This is a genomic window from Pseudomonas sp. GNP014 (assembly GCF_054344005.1).
Window position 1 is genome coordinate 735,207 of the sequence record NZ_JBTGUS010000001.1, and the last position, 23,976, is coordinate 759,182.

At 60.3% G+C, this 23,976-nt stretch carries 21 protein-coding genes and 1 riboswitch; of the genes, 11 read left to right on the plus strand and 10 right to left on the minus strand.

Features of this window, described 5'->3' with window-relative positions; translation table 11 throughout:
- The first annotated feature begins 30 nt into the window (after nucleotides 1-30).
- Nucleotides 31-1,215 (plus strand): murein transglycosylase A, encoded by a 1,185-nt coding sequence (gene mltA / locus ACXX9E_RS03430; protein ID WP_447806955.1) that lies wholly within the window; start codon nucleotides 31-33, stop codon nucleotides 1,213-1,215.
- A 139-nt stretch (nucleotides 1,216-1,354) separates the two neighbouring features.
- Here mltA and ACXX9E_RS03435 read toward each other — a convergent pair whose 3' ends face one another.
- Together ACXX9E_RS03435 and ACXX9E_RS03440 are read right to left on the minus strand one after the other, a co-directional pair.
- Nucleotides 1,355-1,738: an MAPEG family protein gene (locus tag ACXX9E_RS03435; RefSeq protein WP_123469486.1), complete on the minus strand. Its 384-nt coding sequence runs from the start codon at nucleotides 1,736-1,738 to the stop codon at nucleotides 1,355-1,357.
- Between the two features lie 39 nt (nucleotides 1,739-1,777).
- On the minus strand, nucleotides 1,778-2,611 hold the full coding sequence (locus ACXX9E_RS03440) for an EamA family transporter (RefSeq protein WP_123469488.1): 834 nt from the start codon (nucleotides 2,609-2,611) through the stop codon (nucleotides 1,778-1,780).
- 212 nt (nucleotides 2,612-2,823) lie between these two features.
- Between ACXX9E_RS03440 and ACXX9E_RS03445 the strand changes: the two genes are divergently transcribed.
- Together ACXX9E_RS03445 and ACXX9E_RS03450 are read left to right on the plus strand one after the other, a co-directional pair.
- Complete coding sequence (locus ACXX9E_RS03445) at nucleotides 2,824-3,993, plus strand: MFS transporter (protein WP_123469490.1); 1,170 nt, start codon at nucleotides 2,824-2,826, stop codon at nucleotides 3,991-3,993.
- Nucleotides 3,994-4,780: 787 nt separating this feature from the next.
- Nucleotides 4,781-6,046 (plus strand): cation:proton antiporter, encoded by a 1,266-nt coding sequence (locus ACXX9E_RS03450; protein ID WP_123469492.1) that lies wholly within the window; start codon nucleotides 4,781-4,783, stop codon nucleotides 6,044-6,046.
- Here the strand turns inward: ACXX9E_RS03450 and ACXX9E_RS03455 are convergent, their stop codons facing one another.
- Together ACXX9E_RS03455 and ACXX9E_RS03460 are read right to left on the minus strand one after the other, a co-directional pair.
- The gene (locus ACXX9E_RS03455; RefSeq protein WP_458555031.1) at nucleotides 6,047-6,952 is read right to left on the minus strand and encodes a formate/nitrite transporter family protein; all 906 of its coding nucleotides are present in this window, start codon (nucleotides 6,950-6,952) and stop codon (nucleotides 6,047-6,049) included.
- A 176-nt stretch (nucleotides 6,953-7,128) separates the two neighbouring features.
- Entirely contained in the window at nucleotides 7,129-7,536 is a 408-nt protein-coding gene (locus ACXX9E_RS03460) for an acyl-CoA thioesterase (protein ID WP_003229043.1), read from the minus strand.
- A gap of 190 nt (nucleotides 7,537-7,726) precedes the next feature.
- Nucleotides 7,727-7,825, plus strand: a riboswitch (S-adenosyl-L-homocysteine riboswitch).
- 23 nt (nucleotides 7,826-7,848) lie between these two features.
- Here ACXX9E_RS03460 and ahcY point away from each other — a divergent pair.
- From ahcY to rhlE2, 4 genes are all read left to right on the plus strand, one after another.
- Complete coding sequence (gene ahcY, locus ACXX9E_RS03465; protein ID WP_007959684.1) at nucleotides 7,849-9,258, plus strand: adenosylhomocysteinase; 1,410 nt, start codon at nucleotides 7,849-7,851, stop codon at nucleotides 9,256-9,258.
- Between the two features lie 185 nt (nucleotides 9,259-9,443).
- Nucleotides 9,444-10,289: a methylenetetrahydrofolate reductase [NAD(P)H] gene (gene metF, locus ACXX9E_RS03470; RefSeq protein WP_123469496.1), complete on the plus strand. Its 846-nt coding sequence runs from the start codon at nucleotides 9,444-9,446 to the stop codon at nucleotides 10,287-10,289.
- 169 nt (nucleotides 10,290-10,458) lie between these two features.
- Complete coding sequence (locus ACXX9E_RS03475; protein WP_458555032.1) at nucleotides 10,459-11,271, plus strand: substrate-binding periplasmic protein; 813 nt, start codon at nucleotides 10,459-10,461, stop codon at nucleotides 11,269-11,271.
- 222 nt (nucleotides 11,272-11,493) lie between these two features.
- Nucleotides 11,494-13,386 (plus strand): RNA helicase RhlE2, encoded by a 1,893-nt coding sequence (gene rhlE2, locus ACXX9E_RS03480; protein WP_458555033.1) that lies wholly within the window; start codon nucleotides 11,494-11,496, stop codon nucleotides 13,384-13,386.
- A gap of 274 nt (nucleotides 13,387-13,660) precedes the next feature.
- Here rhlE2 and ACXX9E_RS03485 read toward each other — a convergent pair whose 3' ends face one another.
- The 3 genes from ACXX9E_RS03485 to ACXX9E_RS03495 all read right to left on the minus strand — a co-directional run bounded on the left by ACXX9E_RS03485 (nucleotide 13,661) and on the right by ACXX9E_RS03495 (nucleotide 16,962).
- Nucleotides 13,661-14,239: a YceI family protein gene (locus ACXX9E_RS03485; protein WP_083367682.1), complete on the minus strand. Its 579-nt coding sequence runs from the start codon at nucleotides 14,237-14,239 to the stop codon at nucleotides 13,661-13,663.
- Nucleotides 14,240-14,270: 31 nt separating this feature from the next.
- The gene (locus tag ACXX9E_RS03490) at nucleotides 14,271-14,822 is read right to left on the minus strand and encodes a cytochrome b (RefSeq protein ID WP_123469503.1); all 552 of its coding nucleotides are present in this window, start codon (nucleotides 14,820-14,822) and stop codon (nucleotides 14,271-14,273) included.
- A gap of 349 nt (nucleotides 14,823-15,171) precedes the next feature.
- Nucleotides 15,172-16,962: a flavin monoamine oxidase family protein gene (locus tag ACXX9E_RS03495; RefSeq protein WP_458555034.1), complete on the minus strand. Its 1,791-nt coding sequence runs from the start codon at nucleotides 16,960-16,962 to the stop codon at nucleotides 15,172-15,174.
- 223 nt (nucleotides 16,963-17,185) lie between these two features.
- Between ACXX9E_RS03495 and ACXX9E_RS03500 the strand changes: the two genes are divergently transcribed.
- Both ACXX9E_RS03500 and ACXX9E_RS03505 read left to right on the plus strand, forming a co-directional pair.
- The gene (locus tag ACXX9E_RS03500; RefSeq protein WP_458555035.1) at nucleotides 17,186-18,592 is read left to right on the plus strand and encodes an adenosylmethionine--8-amino-7-oxononanoate transaminase; all 1,407 of its coding nucleotides are present in this window, start codon (nucleotides 17,186-17,188) and stop codon (nucleotides 18,590-18,592) included.
- 204 nt (nucleotides 18,593-18,796) lie between these two features.
- Nucleotides 18,797-19,516 carry a 16S rRNA (uracil(1498)-N(3))-methyltransferase gene (locus tag ACXX9E_RS03505; protein ID WP_458555036.1) on the plus strand — a complete coding sequence of 240 codons (720 nt, stop codon included), beginning with the start codon at nucleotides 18,797-18,799 and terminating at the stop codon, nucleotides 19,514-19,516.
- A gap of 111 nt (nucleotides 19,517-19,627) precedes the next feature.
- Here the strand turns inward: ACXX9E_RS03505 and trhA are convergent, their stop codons facing one another.
- The gene (gene trhA, locus ACXX9E_RS03510; RefSeq protein WP_025109169.1) at nucleotides 19,628-20,245 is read right to left on the minus strand and encodes a PAQR family membrane homeostasis protein TrhA; all 618 of its coding nucleotides are present in this window, start codon (nucleotides 20,243-20,245) and stop codon (nucleotides 19,628-19,630) included.
- Between the two features lie 142 nt (nucleotides 20,246-20,387).
- On the opposite strand from trhA, the gene ACXX9E_RS03515 reads away from it, so the two are divergent.
- A complete protein-coding gene (locus ACXX9E_RS03515) occupies nucleotides 20,388-21,308 on the plus strand; it encodes a LysR family transcriptional regulator (RefSeq protein ID WP_186747163.1) in 921 nt (306 codons plus the stop codon).
- A 257-nt stretch (nucleotides 21,309-21,565) separates the two neighbouring features.
- Nucleotides 21,566-22,708: an IS481 family transposase gene (locus ACXX9E_RS03520; protein ID WP_409202038.1), complete on the plus strand. Its 1,143-nt coding sequence runs from the start codon at nucleotides 21,566-21,568 to the stop codon at nucleotides 22,706-22,708.
- A gap of 86 nt (nucleotides 22,709-22,794) precedes the next feature.
- On the opposite strand, the gene madM is transcribed toward ACXX9E_RS03520, so the two are convergent.
- Together madM and madL are read right to left on the minus strand one after the other, a co-directional pair.
- Nucleotides 22,795-23,559 (minus strand): malonate transporter subunit MadM, encoded by a 765-nt coding sequence (madM, locus tag ACXX9E_RS03525; protein ID WP_038861195.1) that lies wholly within the window; start codon nucleotides 23,557-23,559, stop codon nucleotides 22,795-22,797.
- Nucleotides 23,560-23,564: 5 nt separating this feature from the next.
- Nucleotides 23,565-23,957, minus strand: coding sequence for a malonate transporter subunit MadL (madL, locus tag ACXX9E_RS03530; protein ID WP_016984760.1), 393 nt, complete (start codon nucleotides 23,955-23,957; stop codon nucleotides 23,565-23,567).
- Between the last annotated feature and the right edge of the window lie 19 nt (nucleotides 23,958-23,976).

The following is a 23,976-nucleotide window of genomic DNA, read 5'->3' on the forward strand; positions in this document are numbered from 1 at the left end:
CACTCGGGCGACCGGCACAGGAATCACTCCATGAACAGCCGTTTCAAGGCCTGGCGTCACCCACTGATCGCAACCCTGCCGCTGCTGGCAATCCTTGCCGGCTGTACGGGCGGCGACAACGCCAAACCGAAAACCCACGCCTTGGCCACCTATTCCAGCGCCACCTGGGAAGCCCTGCCGGCGGTGTCCGACAGCGATCTGGTCGCCGGTTTCGGCTCATGGCGCAGCGCCTGCACCCGACTCAAAGCTGATCCGGTCTGGGGTGGCACGTGCGCCGCGGCAACCAACGTGCCGCAGAGCGCCAACGAGATTCGCGCGTTCCTCAAGCAGAACCTCGATGTGTTCGGTCTGCGCGCCGAGCATGACAACCCCAACGGTCTGATCACCGGTTACTACGAACCGGTCTACCCTGGCAGCCTGACGCCCACCGACGTGGCCAACGTGCCGGTGTATGGCGTGCCGGAAGACATGATCATCGTCTCGCTGGAGAGCATTTATCCGGAACTCAAGGGCAAACGCCTGCGTGGCCGTCTCGAAGGTCGAGTGCTCAAGCCTTACGACGACGCGGCGACCATCGAATCCAAAGGCGTCAAAGCGCCGGTGGTGGCCTACCTGACCGATCCGATGAACCTGCAGTTTTTGCAGATCCAGGGTTCAGGGCGGATTCAGACACCGGATGGCAAGCAACTGCGCATCGCCTACGCCGACCAGAACGGCCACCCGTACCGGCCCATCGGCCGCTGGCTGGTGGAACAGGGCGAGTTGAAGAAAGAAGACGTGACCATGGGCGCGATCAGCAACTGGGCCAAGGCCAACCCGTCGCGCATTCCGGAACTGCTGGGCAGCAACCCGAGCTACGTGTTCTTCACCCGCAACCCGGACAGCAACGAAGGCCCGCGTGGCTCGCTGAATGTGCCGCTGACCGCCGGTTACAGCGCCGCCGTCGATCGCAAGGTGATTCCGCTGGGTAGCCTGTTGTGGCTGTCGACCACGAAACCGGATGGCACCGCACTGGTTCGCCCGGTTGCGGCGCAGGACACTGGCGGCGCGATCGCCGGCGAGGTGCGTGCGGATCTGTTCTGGGGCACGGGCGATGCAGCCGGGCAACTGGCCGGAGACATGAAACAGCAGGGGCAGATCTGGATGCTCTGGCCCAAGGGAGCGGCGCTGCCGCAAGTGCCGCAGGTGGCGGATGCCCCCAAGGACAAATCCTGAGATGTTTGTTGCCTGATCAATCGCCATCGCGGGCAAGCCCGCTCCCACAGTAATTGATGGTGACCACATATTTTGTGTACACCAAAAAACCTTGTGGAAGCGGGCTTGCCCGCGATGCGGCCAGCAGCAACAACAATAATCAAACAGACACAAAGAAGAACGCGGCAATCAGCCCCATCCCGACAAACCACACCAGCGACCGCAGAATTGCCCAGTCCGCCAGGTAGCAGATGATGTAGAGCAGGCGACTGGTGATAAACATCACCGCCAGCACATTTACCGTCACCAACTGCGCCGTGCCCACCAGATGCGCGACGATCACCGCGGCGGCAAACGCCGGCATCACTTCAAAACTGTTGAGTTGCGCTGCATGCGCCCGTCGTGCCACGCCGCCCACGCTTTCGAGAAAATCCCGAGGATCATGGTTGTCACTCAGCCGGAAACCGCCCGCGGCCTTGGCCACAATCGTGCACACATAGGGCAGAAAAATCGCGATCAACACACACCACAGAGCCACCGTCATAACGCCGTCCTTTTTTCGAGTTATAGAATTCGCGAGCGGTCAGAACTTCATGACCAGCATGCCGATCAGCACCAGCCCACAGGCTAAGAGCCGTGGCCGGCCGAAAGGTTCTTTCAAGTAGCGCATGCCGAACAGCACCACCAGAATCACGCTGATCTCGCGCAATGCCGCCGCTTCCGCAATCGAGCCCAACTGCATCGCCCACAGCACCAGAGCGTAGCTGAACAACACGCAGAACCCGACGGCCAGCCCCAGCTTCCATTGCTCACGCCAGAACTGCATGAACGCCGGGCGCTTGGCGACCCACGCCAGCAGTGGAAATGGCCAGGCGCTGAGCAGCGTGACCCAGACCAGGTAATCGAGCGGGTGCGACCAGCGCCGCAACGCCTGGCCATCTATGTAGGTGTAGCAACCGATGCACAAGCCGATCAGCGCCACCACCGGCAGCATCGACCACGGCAAGTGTTTCCCGCCGCCGCCCTGCCAGAGCAGGCAAACCATGCCAAACGGAATCAACATGATCCCGAAGATCTGCTGCGTGGTGAGCACCTCACCGGCGAAGATCAGGGTCAGCGCCAACACCACCAATGGCGACAGTCCGCGCATCAGCGGATAGACCAAGCCGAGATCGCCGACCCGGTAGGCCTGAATCAACAAATAGCGATAGAGCAGTTCAAACGCCGCCGACGCAAGAATCCACGGCCAGATTTCAACCGGCGGCAAGCTCACGAACGGCAACGCAATGGCGACGACCAGCAGCGCCACGGTGTCCATGCACGCCACCACCAGCAGCCGCTCGGCGCTGAATTTGATCAGGGTATTCCACGCCGCATGCAACAGCGCCGCCACCAACACCAGAGCTGTCGCCAGCACGTCCCACTCCTTATTGTTGTTATCCAGCCAATTAGTCAGATTATTGATTCGCGATGTGTCAGCAGCTGTTTATACTGCAAGCGACCACGCCGCACTCAGTTGCGCACAGAAAAATACCAATAATTCCCGCCGGCACCGCACTCCTTCGAGATCGGTCGTCGGCCTGCGTATGCCTGATCAAAGCGTCAAGACTACTGACAGAGACCTTGCGCATGCCACTCGCTTTGCTTGCACTCGCTGTTGCCGCATTCGGCATCGGCACGACTGAATTCGTGATCATGGGTCTGTTGCCCGATGTCGCCCGCGACCTTGCCGTAAGCATCCCTCACGCCGGACTGTTGATTACCGGGTACGCCCTGGGTGTGGTGTTCGGCGCACCGATCCTCGCCATCGGTACCGCCAACATGCCGCGCAAGGCGACGTTGCTGGGCATGACGCTGATGTTCATCCTCGGCAACGTGCTCTGCGCACTCGCGCCGAACTACGCGACGCTGATGGCGGCGCGGGTGGTCACCGCGTTGTGTCACGGTGCGTTTTTCGGCATTGGCTCGGTGGTGGCCGCCGGACTGGTCGCACCGAACAAACGCGCGCAGGCCATTGCGATGATGTTCACCGGTCTGACCCTGGCCAATGTGCTCGGCGTGCCCTTGGGCACCGCGCTCGGCCAATACGCCGGTTGGCGCTCGACCTTCTGGGCGGTGTCGGTGATCGGCGTGATCGCCGCTCTCGCGCAATGGCTGTGGCTGCCGAAACACATCGCGATGGACAAGGCCAACCTCGCCAGCGAGTTCAAGGTGCTGGGCAAGGTCAACGTGTTGCTGGCACTGGGTATGAGCGTGCTGGCATCGACCAGCCTGTTCAGTGTGTTCACGTACATTGCACCGATCCTGCAGGACATCACCGGCGTCAGCCCCCACGGCGTGACGGTGATGCTGCTGTTGTTCGGCGTCGGCCTGACCGGTGGCAGCATGCTCGGTGGCCGCCTGGCCGACAGCCGTCTGTTGCCGTCGCTGGTGGGTGTGGCGCTGGCGGTGGTGGTGATTCTGGCGGCGTTCAGCCAGACCAGCCGTTCGGTGATTCCGGCGGCGATCACGCTGGTGCTGTGGGGCATTTTCGCCTTTGCGCTGTGCCCGATCCTGCAACTGCTGATCATCGACCAGGCCCATGAGGCGCCGAACCTCGGCTCGACCTTGAACCAGAGCGCGTTCAATCTTGGTAACGCGACGGGCGCGTGGATCGGCGGGCTGGTGGTTGCCAGTGGCGCAGATCTGGCGGACTTGCCGTGGACCGGTGCGCTGGTCGGCGTGCTGACGGTGCTGACGGCGCTGTTTTTCATCTATCTGCAACGTCGTGGCACGGCTGCGGTCAATGTGTCCGGCTAGCCCTCACCCTAACCCTCTCCCAGAGGGAGAGGGGACTGAAAGGGGGATGCTTCAGAAGTACGCCGACCTGAACACGCATTGCCGAATCTACAATCGAGCCGGTTATTCCGCTCGATACATCCCGCAAGACAATAAGGTCGGCTCCCTTTCCCTCAGGGAGAGGGGACGGAACGGGGATGCTTCAGAAGTACGCCGACCTGAACGCGCATTGCCGAATCTACAATCGAGCCGGTTATTCAGGTCGATACATCCCGCAAGACAATAAGGTCGGCTCCCTCTTCCTCCGGGAGAGGGGACTGAACGGGGATGCTTCAGAAGTACGCCGACCTGAACGCGCATTGCCGAATCCATAATCGACCCGGTTATTCAGGTCGATACATCCCGCAAGACAATAAGGTCGGCTCCCTCTCCCTCCGGGAGAGGGGACTGAACGGGGATGTTTCAGAAGTACGCCGACCTGAACGCGCATTGCCGAATCTACAATCGACCCGGTTATTCAGGTCGATACATCCCGCAGGACAATAAGGTCGGCTCCCTCTTCCTCCGGGAGAGGGGACTGAACGGGGATGCTTCAGAAGTAAGCCGACCTGAACGCGCATTGCCGAATCCATAATCGACCCGGTTATTCAGGTCGATACATCCCGCAAGACAATAAGGTCGGCTCCCTCTCCCTCCGGGAGAGGGCTGGGGTGAGGGAAGCTTGTGCCCTCAGTCGCTCTCAGCCCATCAAACTCCAGCGCCCAAGCACCGGGCGCGTTCCACTCACCCTTCATCCAAAGGACCCCGGATGCTTGAACTTGTCGCCGCTTTTATCTGCCTCACCACCCTGCTCACCTTCGTCAATTACCGCTTCATCGGCCTGCCCCCCACCATCGGTGTGATGGTCACCGCGCTGATGTTCTCCCTGCTGCTGCAAGGCCTGAGCGTGCTCGGCTACCCCGGTCTTGAAGAGCGCGTGCAGCAACTGATCGGCCAGATCGACTTCGGCGATCTGCTGATGAACTGGATGCTCTCGTTCCTGCTGTTCGCCGGCGCCCTGCACGTCAACCTGAATGACCTGCGCAGCTACCGCTGGCCCATCGGCCTGCTGGCGACCTTCGGTGTGTTGATCGCCACCGGCGTGATCGGCAGCCTCGCCTATTACATTTTTGCCCTGTTTGGCTGGCACGTGAGCTTCCTGTACTGCCTGCTGTTCGGCGCGCTGATTTCGCCGACCGACCCAATCGCGGTGCTCGGCGTACTGCGTACGGCCAATGCCTCCAAGCCGCTGAAAACCACGATCGTCGGTGAATCGCTGTTCAACGACGGTACGGCGGTGGTGGTGTTTACCGTGTTGCTGGGCATCGCCCAACTGGGCGAGACGCCGACCATCAGCGCCACCGCGATGCTGTTCGTTCACGAAGCCATTGGCGGCGTGCTGTTCGGCGGGCTGATCGGTTATGGGGTGTACCGGATGATCAAGAGCGTCCAGCAGCATCAGATCACAGTGATGCTGACCCTCGCGCTGGTGATCGGCGGTTCGGCGATGGCTACCGAACTGCACGTTTCGGCGCCGATTGCGATGGTGGTGGCCGGTCTGATCATCGGTAACCTGGGACGCAACCTGGCGATGAACGACATGACCCGCAAGTACCTCGACGGCTTCTGGGAGCTGCTCGATGACATGCTCAACGCACTGCTGTTCGCGCTGATCGGCATGGAACTGTTGCTGCTGCCATTCAATTGGGCGCACATAGCGGCGGCGAGTTTGCTGGCGCTGGCGATTCTGCTGTCGCGCCTGCTCACCGTGGCCCCGGCGATCGTCCTGCTGCGCCGCTGGCGCACGGTGCCGCGCGGCACCATCCGCATCCTGACCTGGGGCGGTTTGCGCGGCGGCGTTTCGGTGGCGCTGGCGCTGGCCCTGCCGCTGGGCCCGGAGCGCGATCTGCTGCTGAGCATCACCTACATCGTGGTGCTGTCGTCGATCCTGTTGCAGGGGCTGACCATCGGCAAACTGGTCAAACACGCCACCCGTGACGAGCCGGCCACAGCGGCCGAGCCCGCCCACCATTGATCATTTCCTGATCCGCTGCGGGTCAGGCTTTTCGGCCTGATCCGCAGGCTGTTGCGCTTTGTGCGTTTCCTTGGGAGTACCGGTCTCGCTGCGGATCTGCGCATGGCTGATCAGCGCGAAGATGAAACTGCCGCCAATGATGTTCCCCGCCAGCGTCGGCCCGGCGAACACCATCCAGAAATCACTCCATGGCAATTCACCGGCAAATACCAGATACGAGACTTCCGCCGAGCCGACCACGATGTGGGTGAAGTCGCCCAGCGCCATCAGGTAGGTGATGAGGATGATGATCCACATCTTGGCGCTCTCCATGGACGGGATCATCCAGACCATCGTGGCGATCATCCAGCCGGAGACAATGCCCTTGGCGAACATCTGGCTGGCGTGGTTTTCCATGACCTTGCGGCCGATTTCGAGAAAGGCGTGATCGGTTTTGCCATCGAAGATCGGCAGCTCGAGCATCACGTACGCCACCAGAATCGTGCCGCACAAATTGCCGAACAGCACCACCCCCCACAAGCGGATCAACCGGCCGAAATTCGCCAGGGTCGGTTTGGACATCACCGGCAGGACGGCAGTCAGGGTATTTTCAGTGAACAGTTGCTGGCGGGCGAGGATCACCGCGAGGAAACCCGCGCAGTAGCCGAAACTGGCGATGACCTTGAATTCCTCGCCCTCGGGCAGGCGCGAATTGAGCAGGCCCATGCCCATCAGCGACAGGCCCATGGTCAACCCGGCGGCGAGCGCCGACCACCACAGCGCGGCAATGCTGCGCTCCAGTTCCTGGTCGCCTTGGGTGCGGATGATTTCATGCAGAACCGCCGCGCGGGGCGGCTGGCTTTTCTCGACTTCATGTTTTTCATCGGTCGAGAGGTCGGGGGTCTTGCCGTCTGTCGGGGTGCTCATGGCGTGGTAACCAGTGGGGGGGCTTTTAGCTACGACCCCCGCCGTTCACAGCTGTTCAGTAGTCAGATAAATCTTCGGTGATGCTGAAACCACTATCGCGAGCAGGCTCACGCCTACAGGTACGACTCAGTCACTGACAAAGGAGTGAGCCTGTTCGCGATGAAGCCAACTAGAGGTTACTTAGTGACCAATTCATCTTCCTTGAACTGGTCTTTGACGTACTTGATCTCGGTCCGCCCGTGCGGTGCCGGCAAGCCGTCTTCGCCCAGATTCACGAAAACCATCTTCTCGACCGTGAGAATGCTCTTGCGGGTGATCTTGTTACGCACTTCGCAGGTCAGGGTGATTGAGGTCCGACCGAACTCGGTGGCGGTAATGCCCAGTTCGATGATGTCGCCCTGGCGCGAGGCGCTGACGAAGTTGATCTCGGAAATGTACTTGGTCACCACGCGCTGATTGCCCAACTGGACGATGGCGTAGATCGCCGCTTCTTCGTCGATCCAGCGCAGCAGGCTGCCGCCGAACAGAGTGCCGTTGGGGTTCAGGTCTTCGGGTTTTACCCATTTGCGGGTGTGGAAATTCATGGGGGGCTCCGGATTTGAGGCGTTGGGGCAACAGGGTTTTGCCCCCCAGCTTCAAGTTTTAAGCTACAAGCTGCAAGTAAAAGCAGATTCGCTGTTACTTGCCGCTTGTAGCTTGCCGCTTGCCACTAGCCGGACAAAGAAAGCTATAATCGCCGCCGATTCAGAACGGCTACTGCCGTTTTCCCGCCACCTGTCCGAGGGGCGCTGCAGCAGGTTCAACCTGTCAGGCTCGGATGGGGCGTTGACTGGCCACGGCCGGACACTAAACGCACAACGGCGCCCATTCGCATACATTACGAATGGAGGCTCTTCATGAGCGCTGTTATCACGCCTGCAGATTTTAACGATTACAAAGTTGCCGACATGTCCCTGGCTGCCTGGGGCCGTCGCGAAACCATCATCGCCGAGTCGGAAATGCCGGCCCTGATGGGTCTGCGCCGCAAGTACGCGTCCGAGCAGCCGCTCAAGGGCGCAAAAATCCTCGGCTGCATCCACATGACCATTCAGACTGCCGTGCTGATCGAAACCCTAGTTGCCCTGGGTGCCGAAGTACGCTGGTCGTCCTGCAACATCTTCTCGACTCAGGATCAGGCTGCCGCGTCCATCGCCGCTGCTGGCATCCCGGTGTTCGCCTGGAAAGGCGAAACTGAAGAAGAGTACGAGTGGTGCCTGGAGCAAACCATCCTGAAAGATGGCCAGCCATGGGACGCCAACATGATCCTCGACGACGGCGGCGACCTGACTCAACTGCTGCACGACAAGTACCCACAGGTGCTGGACCGCGTTCACGGCGTGACCGAAGAAACCACCACCGGCGTTCACCGCCTGCTGGACATGCTGGCCAAAGGCGAGCTGAAGATCCCGGCCATCAACGTCAACGACTCGGTGACCAAGTCCAAGAACGACAACAAGTACGGCTGCCGTCACAGCCTGAACGATGCGATCAAGCGCGGCACCGACCACCTGCTGTCCGGCAAGCAAGCGCTGGTCATCGGCTACGGTGACGTGGGCAAGGGTTCCGCTCAGTCCCTGCGTCAGGAAGGCATGATCGTCAAGGTTTCCGAAGTTGACCCGATCTGCGCCATGCAAGCGTGCATGGACGGTTTCGAGCTGGTTTCGCCGTTCATCGACGGCATCAACGACGGCACCGAAGCGAGCATCGACAAAGCGCTGCTGGGCAAGATCGACCTGATCGTGACCACCACCGGTAACGTCAACGTTTGCGACGCCAACATGCTCAAAGCCCTGAAGAAGCGCGCTGTTGTCTGCAACATCGGTCACTTCGACAACGAAATCGACACCGCTTTCATGCGCAAGAACTGGGCATGGGAAGAAGTGAAGCCACAGGTACACAAGATCCACCGTACCGGCCCGGGCGCTTTCGACGCGCAGAACGACGACTACCTGATCCTGCTGGCCGAAGGCCGTCTGGTGAACCTGGGCAACGCCACCGGTCACCCAAGCCGCATCATGGACGGTTCGTTCGCCAACCAGGTACTGGCCCAGATCTTCCTGTTCGGCCAGAAGTACGCCGACCTGTCGCCTGCCCAGAAAGCCGAGCGCCTGACCGTTGAAGTACTGCCGAAGAAACTCGACGAAGAAGTGGCCCTGGAAATGGTTCGCGGTTTCGGCGGCGTGGTCACTCAACTGACCAAGCAACAGGCTGACTACATCGGCGTGACCGTCGAAGGCCCGTTCAAGCCGCACGCCTATCGCTATTAAGAGCAGCTGCGAGCTTCAAGCTGCAAGCGGCAAGTAAAAGCGGTTGGTTTACTTGAGGCTTGTAGCTGTTGCTGGCTTCTTCATCGTTATTACGCAGCCGCTGGCTGCAAGCTTCAGGCACAGGATCCCGGCGCTCCGCCCTCTTGCAGCTTGAAGCTTGCAGCTCGTAGCTGGAGGTCCCCTCCATGTCCCAAGACCGTCGCTACAGCTTCGAGTTCTTCCCGACCAAAACCGATGCCGGGCAAGAAAAACTGCTCGCCACTGCTCGTCAGCTGGCCACGTACAACCCTGACTTCTTTTCCTGCACCTATGGCGCTGGCGGTTCGACCCGTGATCGCACCCTCAACACCGTTCTGCAACTGGAAAACGAAGTCAAAGTACCGGCCGCACCGCACCTGTCGTGCGTCGGCGACAGCAAGGACGACCTGCGCGGCCTGCTGAACGAGTACAAGGCAGCCGGCATCAAGCGCATTGTCGCCCTGCGCGGCGACCTGCCATCCGGCATGGGCATGACCAGCGGTGAGCTGCGTCACGCCAATGAGCTGGTTGAATTCATTCGTGAAGAAACCGGTGATCATTTCCACATCGAAGTCGCCGCTTACCCGGAGATGCATCCGCAAGCGCGCAACTACGAAGACGATCTCGCCAACTTCGTGCGCAAGGCCCGCGCCGGCGCCGACAGCGCGATTACCCAGTACTTCTTCAACGCCGACAGCTACTTCTACTTCGTCGACCGTTTGCAGGCGCTGGGCGTGGATATTCCGGTGGTGCCGGGGATCATGCCGATCACCAACTACAGCAAGCTGGCGCGTTTCTCCGATGCCTGCGGTGCGGAAATCCCGCGCTGGATCCGCAAGCAACTGGAAGCCTACGGCGATGACGCACAAAGCATTCAACGCTTTGGCGAACAGGTCGTCAGCGAGATGTGCGAACGCCTGCTGCAGGGCGGCGCACCGGGTCTGCACTTCTATTCCATGAACCAGGCGGAACCAAGCCTGGCGATCTGGAACAACCTGAAACTGCCGCGTTGAAGCAGTTGCAAGCTTCAAGCTGAAAGCGACAAGCAAGATCAAGAGATCGCAGCCTTCGGCAGCTCCTACAGGGGTGTCGCAGCTGCGATCTTTTGCTTTTAAAGCCCCGAAACAGAGCTTCTGCTGCCACTTTCTGGCTCTTTCGCGTTTCTCGTCGTAATCTCAAGCCATGCCTTTGATCGCGCAATTATTCGCCGTGCTGGTTTTTGCTTGCCTGAGCTTTGCCGCTCGGGGCGAGAAGCTGCGTATCGTCACCGAACCGTGGGCGCCTTATGTCTACGAAGACGGCGGCAAGAAACTCGGGCTGGACTACGAAACCACCGCCATCGTATTCAAGCGCCTGGGCATCGAGGTCGAGTGGCAGTTCCTGCCGTGGAAGCGCTGCCTGTCGATGCTGGAAACCGGTCAGGCCGACGGTGCACTCGACATTTTTCACAGTGTCGAACGCGAAGCCACCCTGCTCTATCCGAGCGAACCCCTGTCCGACGTCGAATTCGTGATGTTCTACGCCAACGACCGGCCGCACCCGTTCAGCAGACTCGAAGAACTCAAAGGCCTGACCGTCGGCACCTCGCCCGGCTATCTGTACAGCCCGGATTTCAGCGAATCAACGCTGTTTACCCGCGAACCGGCACCGACCCATGAAGCCAACTTCGGCAAACTGGTGCGCGGGCGCATCGACCTGTTGATCACCGATCGCCGCGTCGGCCAGCATTTGCTCGATGCATTGAATATTCGCGATCAGATCACTGAAAACCCCACCGTCATTAGCCGCCAGAGCCAATTTCTCGCGGTTCGGCGCAATGCTGGCATGGATTTGCTGGTGCAGCGTTTTGGCGCTGAGCTCAAACGATTCAAGCGCGAACCCGCCTATGCCGAGCTGAGCGCCCGTTATGGCGCGGCTCCCGTTATCGGGGCGCCGCTGGGCAATGCCTCGGCCAGCAGCAAAACCGTTGAGCAGCAGGAAAGCAGCGCGCGGTGATTGCTCTGTTATACTCCGGCGTTCCCGCCAGGCTCACGCCCGGACGCCCGGAACCGTAACAGGCCTCTCGACCCGCTACAGCGCAGCTCTCCAGCCCGCGCGAGCGCTCCAGACGTGCCTTCGGAACCGCAGCAGGACCGGACGGGATTGCGTCCTCTTAAACGTGATTCGCGCCAGGCAAGACTCCCATTGGGCCAAGCCCTAACTAAAACAGGATTACTCATGTCCTTTGCTTCCCTCGGTCTCTCCGAGGCTTTAGTCCGCGCCATCGAAGATGCGGGCTATACCGAGCCTACTCCGGTGCAACAGCGGGCCATTCCCGCCGTGTTGCAAGGTCGCGACCTGATGGTTGCGGCACAGACAGGTACCGGTAAAACCGGCGGTTTCGCCCTTCCGATCCTGGAGCGGTTGTTCCCTAACGGTCACCCGGACAAATCCCAGCGTCATGGCCCGCGCCAGCCGCGCGTTCTGGTCCTGACGCCGACCCGCGAACTCGCGGCCCAGGTTCACGAGAGCTTCAAGATCTACGCCCGTGACCTGAAATTCGTCAGCGCCTGCATCTTCGGCGGCGTCGGCATGAACCCGCAGGTTCAGGCCATGTCCCGTGGTGTCGACGTGCTCGTCGCCTGCCCGGGTCGCCTGCTCGACCTCGCCGGCCAGGGCAGCGTCGATCTGTCCCACGTCGAAATCCTCGTCCTCGACGAAGCCGACCGCATGCTCGACATGGGTTTCGTGCACGACGTGAAGAAGGTCCTCGCACGTCTGCCGGCCAAGCGTCAGAACCTGCTGTTCTCGGCGACTTTCTCCAAAGACATTACCGATCTTGCCGGCAAGCTGCTGCACAACCCGGAACGCATCGAAGTGACGCCGCCGAACACCACGGTCGAGCGCATCGAACAACGGGTCTTCCGTCTGCCGGCCAGCCACAAGCGTGCGCTGCTCGCGCACCTGATCACTGCCGGCGCCTGGGAACAGGTGCTGGTGTTCACCCGCACCAAGCACGGCGCCAACCGTCTGGCCGAGTACCTGGACAAGCACGGCCTGCCAGCCGTCGCGATCCACGGCAACAAGAGCCAGAATGCCCGCACCAAAGCCCTGGCCGATTTCAAGGCCGGTGAAGTGCGTATCCTGGTGGCCACCGACATCGCCGCTCGCGGCCTGGACATCGACCAGTTGCCACACGTGGTCAACTTCGAACTGCCGAACGTCGATGAAGACTACGTGCACCGTATCGGCCGTACTGGCCGCGCCGGTCGTTCGGGCGAGGCGATCTCGCTGGTGGCCCCGGACGAAGAAAAACTGCTGAAAAGCATCGAACGCATGACCAAGCAGAAAATCGCCGATGGCGACCTGATGGGCTTCGATGCCAGCACCATCGAGGCCGAGAAGCCTGAAGTGCGCGAGCGTCCGGACATGCGCAACCCGCGCAATTCCCGTGGCCCGCGTGGCGACGGTCCGAATGGCGGCGGCGGTGGCGGCGGCGGCGGTCGCAAGGACAAAGGCAAGGACAAGGGTAAGGACAAGGGTAAGGAAAAACCCGCCGGTGAACGCGGCGAGCGCCCTGCCCGTCAGCAGAAGCCACGTGAAGGCACTCCAGCCCGCGAACAGCGTCAACCGTCGCAGCCGCCACGCGCCGCCGCTGATCGTGCACCGGACGAGTTCCTCGACGACGATATTGATAACTTCGGTAACCGCGTTGATTACGTGCCCAAAGCCGCCCCGGCCGGTGGCCGTGGTCGCCGTCCAGGCGCTCCGGCACAAGGTGCTGGCGCTGGCGCCCCTCGTGGCGGTCAGCCGCAGGGTCGCCAGAACGGTCCGCGCAACAGCAACGGTTCGAGCACCGGCACCCCGCCGGCCAAACGCAACGGCCCGCGCAATGGCGCACCACGTGATGGTCAGTCGGGTCGTCGTGACGAGTCCTCGTCGCGCAACCGTCGTCCAGCCCGTGACGATCAGCCACGTACCGAACCAGCCGTGCAGAACCCGCGCAGCAACGGTCCGAAGATCATGCACAAGGAATCGAAAGCCGACCGCTTCCCGACGCCTGAGCAGCTCGATCAACTGCCAAGCCGCCCACGTGGCGAGAAACCAGCCCTGCTGACCCGCAATCGCTGATTTCACGCTGCAATGAAAAATGCCCCGACTCGCAAGAGCCGGGGCATTTTTTATGCACCCGGCAAACTTCACGGTGGAATTGAACCTGTGGCGAGGGGATTTATCCCCGATCGGCTGCGAAGCAGTCGCAAAACCATTCAACGCGGTATGTCTGATCCCCCTCAGGTGAAGGGTTTGGGGCGCTGCCCGCCTTACAGGGATTTGTGTTGTGGCAGGCCATAAAAAACGCCCCCGGCCTTGCGACCGGGGGCGTTTTTATGTGGCAGGACGAAAGTTACTTAACTTTCACGCCTTCCAGCGAGATGTCCAGATCTGCGGTTTGCGAGGTAGGACCTGGGCCCTTGATCCCGAAATCGTTCAGGTTGAGGGTGGTCTTGGCATTGAAGCCTGCACGCTCGCCGCCCCATGGATCCTTGCCTTCGCCGTTGAACGTGGCCTTGAAGGTCACAGGCTTGGTCACGCCGTGCAGAGTCAGGTCACCGGTCACGTCAGCAGTCTTGTCGCCGGTCGATTTAACGGCGGTGGAGACGAACTTGGCGTCAGCGAATTTGCCCACGTCCAGGAAGTCTTTGCTGGCGATGTGCTTGTCACGCTCGGCGTGGTTCGACCACAGGCTGGCGGTTTTCACGTCGACGGAGATTTTGCTGGCTTCAGGCTTGGCCGAATCCCACGAGAACGTGCCGTCGAAGTCTTTGAAAGTACCGTGGATGAAGCTGTAACCCAGGTGGCTGATTTTCCAGTCAACGAAGGCGTGCTGGCCTTCCTTGTCGATTTTGTAGTCCGCAGCCATGGCCTGACCAGCCGAGAGCAGTGCAGAACCGATTGCCAGAGCGGCCAGAGTCTTTTTCAACATGCTTTCTTTTCCTTTGAGTCGAGGTTGAATTTCAGGCTTTGCGACCGAGCATTCGCGTCAGGGTCGCATCACGATCAATAAAGTGGTGCTTCAATGCTGCCAACGCATGGAGGCCGGAAAAAATTACCAGCGTCCACGCCAGCCAGAGATGAATCACCCCAGCGGTATCTGCCTGATCCGGTAGCCCGGAAACCAGTGCAGGAACTTCAAACAGGCCAAACACCGGGATCCCGACACCGTCTGCGGTGGAAATCAGGTAACCGGCAAGCATCACAGCGAACAGCGCCAGATACAGAAACCCGTGGCCGAACTTTGCACCGATACGGGTCATGCGGCTGTAGCTTTGCAGCGTCGGCGGCGGTGGGCTGATAAAGCGCCACAGCACCCGCAACACCATCACACCCAGCAGCACCAGTCCGATGCTCTTGTGCAGATCCGGCGCCTCTTTGCGCCAGCTGCTGTAGTAATCCAGCCCGACCATCCACAGACCCAGCGCGAACAGTCCGAAGACCACCAGCGCCACGCCCCAGTGCATGAAGATGCTGACCCAACCATAGCGCGAAGAAGAGTTACGTAGCTGCATTGCCCAAATCCTGTGAGAACTGCGAACCAAGACTAGCGAGTTATCTATCGAATTAAAGCGGAAAATTTTGCTTTGAAATATCGAGAAATACGATCAAGAGTCTTGAGCATGGTGGTTAAGGAAAGATTAAAGGGGGAAAGTGTGGGGCAGGATACTGGGTACAGATCCAAAGTTAGTGCTGCCTGAACCGGCCTCTTCGCGAGCAAGCTCGCTCCCACAATGGTCGGCGGTGTTCACAAATTCTGCGTTCACCGCAAAAACCTGTGGGAGCGGGCTTGCCCGCGATGAGGCCCTCACAGGCAAAAAAAAGCGCGGCATAAGCGCCGCGCTTTTTCATTCACCGCAACGCTTACTGCGCCTTGGTATCACTGCTTGCCGCTGGAGCCGCCGCAGGCTTGGCCGCTGGCTTCTTCGCCGGTTCAGCCTTTTTCGCCGCCGGTTTTGCCGGGGCTTTTTTCGCTTCGGTCTTCGCCGCCGGCTTCTTCGCCGCTGGCTTGGCCGCCGCTTTCTTCGCCGGCTCGGCTTTCACCGGAGCCGCAGGCTTCGGTGTTTCCACCGGTGCTGGCGCAGGTGCCGGAGTCGGCGCAGGCGCTGGTGCCACAGGCGCCGGAGCTGGCTCTGGAGCCTTCACCGGTTCTGGCTTCTTCTCGTCATCCGAACCGCCGAACAGGTTGCTGAAGAAGTTGCCCTTCTTCGCTGCCACGGCACCTGCCGCGCCTGCCGCTGCTGCGGTTGCAGCCGCCGGGCCGACTTTGACCGGCTCGAACGACTTGCCAGCCGCCAGATCTTCAACCTGACTGGCCGCACGCTGACCAGTGCGCAGTGCGCCTTCCAGGGTGCCCGGGTACAAGGTGTCGGTATGTTCGCCGGCAAACGCTACGCGTTGCAGCGGACGTTCCCACAGACGCCAGAACTTGCTGATCTGGCCTGGACCGAAGGCCAGGTAAGCGCCGCCCATCGACGGGTCGGTGCTGTAGCGACGGATTTCATAACCGGTGAACGAGCCACGGGCCTGTGGATAAAACGCGTGCAGACGGATCAGCACCTGATCGACCATCTGCTTGTCGCCGAACGCCTGCATCACGCGGGCGTTGTCGCCGGACAGGTTGATCACCACGTTGGCGCCGCCCTTCAGGGCTGGCTCGATCCAGAGCATGCCGAGGCCGGCGTTGCTGTAGATTTCGCCGGACATACGCGCCTTGCTTTCCCACACCGGCGTCTTGAACTTCAACATGATCTGGTCGCGCCAGCCGTAGTTGGTGCCCTTGATCGCCGCCAGGTGCTGGGCGTCCAGCGCCGGGGTCAGGGCAATCTTGTTCAGCGCGCGCAGTGGCACGGCCAACACCACGTAGTCTGCCTGATAACCAACACTGCCGACCTTGACGGTCACGCCGTCCTTGTCCTGAGTGATCGCGGACACCGGCGAGTTGGTCTTGATGGTCTTGATCTGCTTGACGAAGGCCTGGGCCAGCACCTGACTGCCGCCGACCAGACGCGAGGCGCGCAGGTCGCGGTCGGAGACGCCGCGATACACGCGGTTTTGCTGGGCGAAGTACAGCAGCGACAGACGCGACGGCTCGTCGTAGTGGGTGCGGATGTCCTGGTTGATCAACTGACGCGCCGTGGCCGGCAGGTTCTGCTTGTCGAGCCAGCTCGACACGTTGATCTGGTCCAGCGCATGCAGGGTGCTGGTCGCGGCCGGGTTCTGCGGATCGTCGATCGAGCGCGCCAGATCGTCGAGGGTTTTCTGGTAGCGCTTCAAGGCCTCGGCGGTGGCCGGCTGCTTGGTCGCCAGATCGGCAGCGGAGAAATATTCGCCGTCGATCAGATAACCCGGGGTACGTACGAACTCAGGGGCCGGCGTGGTGCTCAGCTTGAAGGTCGAGACGTACTTGTTCAGCACCGGCTGAGTCTTGTCGTTGCCGATCCACTCGCTGGTGGCCATACCGGAGCGACCGCCCAGGCTCGGTTTGGCTTCCAGCAGCGTGACCTGCCAGCCTTTGTTTTGCAGTTCATAAGCGGCAGTCAGGCCCGACAGGCCGCCGCCAATCACGATCGCGGTTTTATCCTTGGCCAGCGCCGTAACGCTGAACAGCCCCAACATCACCAGCGCACAGGCGCGCAGCCAACCGACAGACATTCAGCGAACTCCGGAAATACACGTAGGAAAAAGCAGTTTTGCGGGTCAGACGACCCAAAGAACCGCGAAGAATACGTTAGCCATCAAAACGCCGCCAGCGACGTCTATCGGCTCATACAAAGTAGCTCAATCGACACAATGGGTTGTCCCCACGCGACGCATTGCATAGGCTTGCGCGATTGTTTGCCCGCGCCTGACGCGAGCCGCCTCGAGGAGACTGTAAATGGGCCTGAATAACCAGTGGATGCAACGCGACCTCGCGGTGTTGTGGCATCCCTGCACCCAGATGAAAGACCACGAACAGCTGCCGCTGATCCCGATCAAGCGCGGTGAAGGCGTCTGGCTCGAAGACTTCGAAGGCAAGCGCTACCTCGACGCCGTCAGCTCGTGGTGGGTCAACGTGTTCGGCCACGCCAACCCGCGCATCAATCAGCGCATCAAGGATCAGGTCGATCAGTTGGAACACGTGATCCTTGCCGGCTTCAGCCATCAGCCAGTGATCGAGCTGTCCGAGCGTCTGGTGAAGATGACCCCGGAAGGCCTGAACCGGGTGTTCTACGCCGATAACGGTTCGTCCTGCATCGAAGTCGCGCTGAAAATGAGCTTTCACTACTGGCTCAACCGCGGCCAGCCAAACAAAAAGCGCTTCGTCACCCTGACCAACAGCTACCACGGCGAAACCATGGCGGCGATGGCGGTCGGCGACGTGCCGCTGTTCACCGAAACCTACAAAGCGCTGCTGATGGACACCATCAAGGTGCCGAGCCCGGATTGCTACGGGCGTCCCGAAGGCATGAGCTGGGAAGAGCACTCGCGCAACATGTTCGCCGCCATGGAACAGACCCTGGCAGAGCATCATGACAGCGTCGCAGCCGTCATCGTCGAGCCGCTGATTCAGGGCGCCGGCGGCATGCGCATGTATCACCCGGTGTACCTCAAGCTGCTGCGCGAGGCCTGCGACCGCTATGGCGTGCACCTGATTCACGACGAAATCGCCGTCGGCTTCGGCCGCACCGGAACCATGTTTGCCTGTGAACAGGCCGACATCCGCCCGGACTTCCTCTGCCTGTCGAAAGCCCTGACCGGCGGTTACCTGCCGCTGGCAGCCTGCCTGACCACCGACGAGGTCTACAGCGCGTTCTACGACGACTACCCGACCCTGCGCGCCTTCCTCCACTCGCACAGCTACACCGGCAACCCGCTGGCGTGTGCGGCGGCGCTGGCGACGCTGGATATCTTCGAGCAGGACAACGTCATCGAAAACAACCAGGCGTTGGCCCAGCGCATGGCCTCGGCCACTGCGCATCTGGTCGATCACCCGAATGTCAGCGAAGTGCGCCAGACCGGCATGGTCCTGGCGATCGAGATGGTCAAGGATAAGGCCACCAAAGAGGCCTACCCTTGGCAGGAACGCCGTGGCCTGAAGGTGTTCCAGCATGCGCTGGAGCGTGGCGCGTTACTGCGTCCGCTGGGCAGCGTGGTGTATTTCCTGCCGCCGTACGTGATCACCCCGGAGCAGATCGACTTCCTCGCCGACGTCGCCAGCGAAGGCATCGACATTGCTACGCGTGACAGCGTCAGCGTGGCGGTGCCGAAAGACTTCCACCCCGGCTTCCGCGATCCGGGCTGATTCCTGAGGATTCAGACCAACCCTGTGGCGAGGGGATTTATCCCCGTTCGGCTGCGCGGCAGCCGTAAAATCAGCCCATGCACTACTCCTGACTCACCGCGATTGCAGATTTTGGGGCGGCTTCGCCACCCAACGGGGATAAATCCCCTCGCCACAAAAGCTCTGCATTACAGCAAGTACGCGCCCATTTTTTAGAGACCCGAAATGAGACTGTCCCGCTTCTTTATCGACGCCCCACTGAGCACCGGCGAACACGAACTGCCGGAAGCCCAGGCGCATTACATCAGCCGCGTGCTGCGCATGGCCGAGGGCGATGCGGTGCAGTTGTTCGACGGCTCCGGCCATGAGTTTCGCGGCACACTGCTGGAAGTCGGCAAGAAGCGCGTGACCGTGCAGATCGACGAGCAATTCGCCGGCCAGGTCGAATCGCCGCTGCACATCCACCTCGGCCAGGGCCTGTCCCGTGGCGAACGGATGGACTGGGCGATTCAGAAAGCCACCGAGCTGGGCGTGAGCGAAATCACCCCGATCTTCAGCGACCGCTGCGAAGTCCGGCTCAAGGACGAACGCGCCGACAAACGCCTGCTGCACTGGCGTCAGGTGGCAATCAGCGCCTGTGAGCAGTGTGGGCGCTCGCGGGTGCCGGTGATTCATCCGCCGCTGCTGCTGGCCGACTGGCTGAAGCAGACCCAGGCCGAATTGAAGCTGGTGCTGCACCCGGTGGCGGAGCCGCTGGTGAGCCATGCGAAACCGGCGACTTTGGCATTCCTGATCGGGCCGGAGGGTGGCTTGTCGGAGGCTGAAGTCGAGCAGGCCAAGGGTAATGGCTTCCATGCCGCCCGCCTCGGCCCGCGAGTATTGCGTACCGAAACTGCGCCAGTGGTTGCACTGGCGGTGGCCCAGCAACTGTGGGGGGACTTCTAAAGCGCCATCGCTGGCAAGCCAGCTCCCACAGGTGCTGTGTTAATCACACAATTTGTGAACAACTCTGAGCCCTGTGGGAGCTGGCTTGCCAGCGATTGGCAGCAACTCGGTCTAGAGGACATAAAACAGAATCGCCACAAAGTGCAGCAAACTCCCGGCAATCACGAACAAATGCCAGATCCCGTGCGCATGCCGCAACCGGTGATCGAGGGCAAAAAAGATGATCCCCACGGTGTACAACACCCCGCCCGACGCCAGCCAGGCAAACCCTGTCGTACCCAGCGCCGCAATCAACGGCTTCACCGCCACCAGCACGATCCAGCCCATCACCGCGTAAATCACGATCGACAGGATCCGCGCCTCCGAGCGTGGCTTGATCTCCTGCAGAATACCGATCAGCGCCAGCCCCCAGACAATCCCGAACAACGTCCAGCCCCAAGGTCCGCGCAGGGTCACCAGGCAGAACGGTGTATAGCTGCCGGCGATCAGCAGGTAGATCGAAAAGTGATCGACCTTCTTCATGATCGCTTTCTTGCGCCCGCGCACGCTGTGGTACACGGTCGAAGCGCTGTAGAGCACCAGCAAGGTAAACGCGTAGATCGCCACGCTGACAATTTTCCACGGACTGCCGTCGAGGCTGGCAATCACCAGCATCCACACGCCGCCGATAAACGCTGCCACTGCCCCGACCAGATGCGTCCAGGCGTTGAGTCTTTCCCCGTGATACATGTGTCACTCACCTCAATATTCGTTGCCGCAGCGCGCAAGGCTCGGGCCTTGAGCGTAAAAGCGCAATGTTTCTGTTCAACGCGGACCTGCGCACGCCACGGTAATTGGGCACAATCGGTCGATACCAAAAAGAGTCCGCGCCATGCTGATCGACGAAGAATTGACCCTGAAAAAACTCGAGGTGTTCCTCGCCTTCATGCGCACCGGCAACCTCGCCCGCGCCGCTGCCGAGTTGCAGACCAGCAATGTCAGCGTGCACCGGGCGATCCATTCGCTGGAAAGCGCCCTGCGTTGTCCGCTGTTCAAGCACGAAGGCCGCAACCTGACGCCACTGGAAAGCGCCTACGTGCTCGAAGAGCGCGCGCAGAAGTTGATCAATGACGTGGTCGAAAGCGTGCGCCTGACCCGCGAAGCCGCCGGGTTCTCCGCTGAACGCTTCAAGCTCGGCTCGCTGTATTCGCTGACGGTGAAGACCGTACCGCAACTGATCATGGGCCTGAAGATCCGCCGCAGCGAACTCAACATCGACCTGATTCTCGGCTCGAACATCGACCTGCTCTACAAGCTGAAAAACATGGAAGTCGACGCGATCCTGGTGTCGCTGGACGACAGCATCAACGACCCGGACTGCGAGCAGATCCCGCTGTTCTCCGACGATATATTCCTCGCCACGCCAGCAGATTCGAAGTTCGCACAACGCAGTGAAGTCGATCTGGCCGAGGTCCGCGATGAAACATTTATCACCTTGACCCAGGGCTTCGCCACCCATCAGGACGGCAACCGGGTGTTCAAACAGGCGGGGTTCGAGCCGAAGGTGGCGATGCAGGTGAATGACATCTTCACGCTGCTGAGCATGGTCAGTTCGGGGGTGGGTTATGCATTGCTGCCGGGGCGGATTGCGGCGGTATATGAGAATCGGGTCAAGCTGATTCCGTTGCAAGAGAAGTACCGGTTGCAGCAGCACATTGGCGTGGTGTTTTTGAAGGCCAAGGAGCGGGATCCGAATTTGCTGGCGTTGCTGGCGGAGTGTCGGATGTATGCCAATCGACAGGCTGGGATTTAGAGCAAAATCTAGATCAAGAGCTACCCCCTCACCCCAGCCCTCTCCCCCAAGGGGTAGAGGGGAAAGGGAGCAGATCGGGGACTTTTCAAGGCCTGAGTTCGACTCAGGCATTTCAGGTCGGTGGATAACGCGAAAACAACTCGGTCGGTCCCCTCTCCCTCCGGGAGTGTATGTACCGGACACATGGTGGACAGGTGTTCGGAGACATGGTGGACACTTTTTAATAGGCACATTGCTCATCACTAAGGAGATGACCTGTGTCTTGGGAAGAGGTGTCCACTGTGCAGCTTCGTTCAGAATTCGTGCTTTTGGCTCGGCAAGAAGGGGCCAATGTCCGGCAGCTTTGCCGTCGATTTAATATCAGCCCAAGCACCGCCTATAAATGGCTTAACAGGTTTGAAAACCTGGGTGCAGAAGGACTGAACGATCAGTCTCGACGACCGAAGACATCACCCAAGCGATGTGCTGATGAGGTTGAACAGCAGATTCTGACCGTGAGTCAGGAGTACGCGGCCTGGGGCGCTCGCAAGCTCAAACGTGTGTTGGAAGACAACGGCTTAGTGATGCCTTCGGTCAGTACCGTGCATGCGGTTTTACAGCGTCATTCACGCGTTGATCCAAAGGCCGCCGAGATCAAACCGTTTATCCGTTTTGAGCATGAAGCGCCCAACGATCTTTGGCAGATGGACTTCAAGGGGCATATCAGTCTGGGTCAGGGGCGTTGCCATCCGTTGACGATGCTGGACGATCATTCGCGGTTTTCACTGTGCATCGCGGCGTGTATCAATGAGCAGCGCGACACCGTCCAGGAGCATCTGGTCCGGGCCTTTCGGCGCTATGGCCTGCCTTTGCGCATGACGATGGACAACGGCTCTCCATGGGGTGATCAGACAGGCGTTTATACCGCGCTGGAGGTCTGGCTGATGAGTCAAGGCATCAAGGTCGGCCACTCACGACCTTATCATCCGCAAACCCAAGGAAAGCTGGAACGCTTCCACCGCAGTCTGAAAAATGAAGTCCTCCAGGGTCAGCACTTTAACGATCTCAACAGCGCGCAACGGGCGTTTGATATCTGGCGTGATATTTACAACCAGAAGCGCCCGCATCAAGCGCTGGACATGCAGGTTCCTGCTACTCGGTACAGCAGCAGCTCAAGGGAATATCAGGAGCAACCCGCAGCGCCGGAGTACGACGATGGTGATGTGGTCAGGAAGGTTCAGGTAAAGGGCGAGATCTACTGGAGGAACCGTGAATACACAGTCGGGAAAGCTTTTTACGGGAAGTCAGTAGCTATCCGGGAAACGACGGAGGACGGCATCCACGATGTCTACTGGAGTAGACATCGCATCGCCCGAATCGACTTGAACTTGCAGATCGTTACAGCAGGTAAGAAGATCTAAAACCGTCCACCATGTCTCCGAACATGTGTCCACCATGTCTCCGGTACATACAGGGAGAGGGCTAGGGTGAGGGCAGCTTTTAGCGACTAACCCATCAACCCGCGCATCGCCAGAAACAACAGCGAAGGCCCAAGCAAACACCCAAGCGCGGTATAAAACGCCGCCGTCAGACACCCGTAAGGCACCAGCTTCGGATCGGTCGCCGCCAACCCGCCGGCCACACCGCTGGACGTGCCCATCAAGCCGCCGAAAATCACCGCACTGCGCGGATTGTTCAGGCCAATCATCGGCGCCACGAACGGCGTCATCACCATCACCAGAATCGCCTTGATCAGCCCCGCCGCAATCGACAGCGCCATCACCTCGGAGCTCGCGCCAATTGCCGCGCCGGTCACCGGGCCGACGATGTAAGTCACCGCGCCGGCACCAATAGTGGTCAGGCTCACGGCATCGGTGTAACCGAATGCCATCGCCACGCCAACACCCGCCACGAACGATGTACCTACACCGACAAACAGCGCCAGTACCCCGACGAACCCTGCACGCTTCAGCTCATCGACACTCACGCCGAAGGCCGTGGCGACAATCGCGAAATCGCGCAGCATCGCACCGCCGAGCAAACCGATGCCCGACAACAACGGAATATCCACCACGCCTTTCTGCCCACCGGTCAGTGCACCGCCGACATATGACAACACCAGCCCCAGCAGAATGGCGATGGCCGAGCCGTGCAAACGGCCCTTGGTGAAGGTGTTGGACATCCAGTAGGACACCCACATGGTCAGCCCGACAATCAGGAACCCGCTGATCAAACCGTAGCCGGTGATCACTTTCATCATCGATTCGTACATGGCGATTACCCCGCAGTCTTGGCTGGAGCGATCGGGGTCTGCTCCTTGTTACCCATGCGCGTCAGCACAGGCACCAGGGCAAAAGCGATCACCACTGCGAGTGTGCCGGCGAGAATCGCCATCGGCCCGCCCTTCAACGCACCATAGACGTTTTGCTGTGCGGCCATGGCGACCACGATTGGAATGTAGATAGCGCTCCAGAACTCGACACCCTGCTCGGTCTTGCCCTTGAGCCAGCCGCTTTTATTGAGATAACTGCCCAGACCGATCAACAGCAGCATTGCGATACCGACACCGCCGACGTTGGCCGGCACACCGATCAGCTTGCCGAGCAGTTCACCGACCCAAATACCCACCAGCGTACAAAAGGCGAGAAACGCCACACCGTAAATAATCATTGTTGTAGTCCTCAAAGTG

Bases quoted from the DNA above. Each gene is read 5' to 3' on its own strand.
- mltA (WP_447806955.1), top strand. From the start codon at position 31: ATGAACAGCCGTTTCAAGGCCTGGCGTCACCCACTGATCGCAACCCTG.
- madL (WP_016984760.1), bottom strand. From the start codon at position 23,957: ATGATTATTTACGGTGTGGCGTTTCTCGCCTTTTGTACGCTGGTGGGT.
- ACXX9E_RS03490 (WP_123469503.1), bottom strand. From the start codon at position 14,822: ATGCAGCTACGTAACTCTTCTTCGCGCTATGGTTGGGTCAGCATCTTC.
- ACXX9E_RS03500 (WP_458555035.1), top strand. From the start codon at position 17,186: ATGGGCCTGAATAACCAGTGGATGCAACGCGACCTCGCGGTGTTGTGG.
- ACXX9E_RS03475 (WP_458555032.1), top strand. From the start codon at position 10,459: ATGCCTTTGATCGCGCAATTATTCGCCGTGCTGGTTTTTGCTTGCCTG.
- ACXX9E_RS03455 (WP_458555031.1), bottom strand. From the start codon at position 6,952: ATGAGCACCCCGACAGACGGCAAGACCCCCGACCTCTCGACCGATGAA.
- ACXX9E_RS03445 (WP_123469490.1), top strand. From the start codon at position 2,824: ATGCCACTCGCTTTGCTTGCACTCGCTGTTGCCGCATTCGGCATCGGC.
- ACXX9E_RS03515 (WP_186747163.1), top strand. From the start codon at position 20,388: ATGCTGATCGACGAAGAATTGACCCTGAAAAAACTCGAGGTGTTCCTC.
- madM (WP_038861195.1), bottom strand. From the start codon at position 23,559: ATGTACGAATCGATGATGAAAGTGATCACCGGCTACGGTTTGATCAGC.
- ACXX9E_RS03495 (WP_458555034.1), bottom strand. From the start codon at position 16,962: ATGTCTGTCGGTTGGCTGCGCGCCTGTGCGCTGGTGATGTTGGGGCTG.
- rhlE2 (WP_458555033.1), top strand. From the start codon at position 11,494: ATGTCCTTTGCTTCCCTCGGTCTCTCCGAGGCTTTAGTCCGCGCCATC.
- ACXX9E_RS03435 (WP_123469486.1), bottom strand. From the start codon at position 1,738: ATGACGGTGGCTCTGTGGTGTGTGTTGATCGCGATTTTTCTGCCCTAT.
- ahcY (WP_007959684.1), top strand. From the start codon at position 7,849: ATGAGCGCTGTTATCACGCCTGCAGATTTTAACGATTACAAAGTTGCC.
- ACXX9E_RS03450 (WP_123469492.1), top strand. From the start codon at position 4,781: ATGCTTGAACTTGTCGCCGCTTTTATCTGCCTCACCACCCTGCTCACC.
- ACXX9E_RS03485 (WP_083367682.1), bottom strand. From the start codon at position 14,239: ATGTTGAAAAAGACTCTGGCCGCTCTGGCAATCGGTTCTGCACTGCTC.
- ACXX9E_RS03460 (WP_003229043.1), bottom strand. From the start codon at position 7,536: ATGAATTTCCACACCCGCAAATGGGTAAAACCCGAAGACCTGAACCCC.
- ACXX9E_RS03505 (WP_458555036.1), top strand. From the start codon at position 18,797: ATGAGACTGTCCCGCTTCTTTATCGACGCCCCACTGAGCACCGGCGAA.
- metF (WP_123469496.1), top strand. From the start codon at position 9,444: ATGTCCCAAGACCGTCGCTACAGCTTCGAGTTCTTCCCGACCAAAACC.
- trhA (WP_025109169.1), bottom strand. From the start codon at position 20,245: ATGTATCACGGGGAAAGACTCAACGCCTGGACGCATCTGGTCGGGGCA.